The 950-nt window shown below is 32.4% G+C and carries 1 protein-coding gene; it reads left to right on the top strand.

Going from position 1 to position 950, the window contains the following annotated elements:
- The coding region (locus tag RCF13_RS03400) for a hypothetical protein (RefSeq protein ID WP_308140875.1) at nucleotides 1–896 on the top strand (896 nt) is incomplete at its 5' end.
- Nucleotides 897–950 lie beyond the last annotated feature (54 nt).

Genomic DNA, 950 nt, shown 5'->3' with positions numbered 1-950 from the left:
AAATAAAGAAAGTTTATAATATAGCTTGGATGAAGAAAAAGAGACTAATTACACCATTGATGCAATATTGGCACTTAAGTCCTTATGCGATGATAAATGAATTATACCCAAATCGGTTTAAGGAATGGGAGTTTAGTGTGGTTCCAAGGAATTTTTGGACAAAAAAAACAGGGCTACAAGCATTAAAATGGACAATTGAAGAGAAAGAACAATTAACAGAGCAAGAATTATTACAAGTTTACAATATACAATGGTTAAGTAAGAATAGATTACTAACACCTCTTCAAAAATTTTGGGGTAATCCTTATACAATGTTAAATGATTTATATCCAAATCGGTTTAAAGAATGGGAATTGCAAAAAGTTTCACCAGGATTTTGGACAAAAGAACGCGGGCTAGAGGCATTACGTTGGACCATCGAAGAAAAGGAACAGTTGAGTGATGAGCAGCTGCTTCGTGTGTATGATATTGAGTGGATGAAAAAACATAGAATAAGCATGCCAGTTTATGAATACTGGAGTAACAACCCATTTCTAATGCTGCATGAACTGTATCCGGAACGATTTCCAAGAGAGATTATGAAAACATACAATTCATTAAGAAATTGGTTGAATTCTTTTATTAAAACCAGAGAATTCACTGAAGCATTGGAACTTGTATGGAATTATGGTTTTGAAACAAAGGAAAGCTTTGTTTTTGCGCATGAAAAAAGCGAAGAAGTAATTCAATTTGTATATTGGATAAAAGGTGCTGGTTATGCTCAATCTCATTTCAATGAAAAAGAAAATAAAACTGAATGGTATTGTACACTGAGTAAATGTCATCCATTTGTTTTAAAAATAAAGGAGTTAGGCTGGAAAGCTTCTAAGAAACCTTTAATTGTGAAATATTCATAAGTATAAACGGAAAAATAGCCGTGCTGGATTTGGAAACTATGATTAATCGTATAA

It is taken from the genome of Stenotrophomonas maltophilia group sp. RNC7 (assembly GCF_030910085.1).
GTDB classification, from domain to species: Bacteria; Pseudomonadota; Gammaproteobacteria; order Xanthomonadales; family Xanthomonadaceae; genus Stenotrophomonas; species Stenotrophomonas sepilia.
Note: the sequence above shows the minus strand (reverse complement) of the source record. Positions and strands in the feature narration are given on the sequence as shown.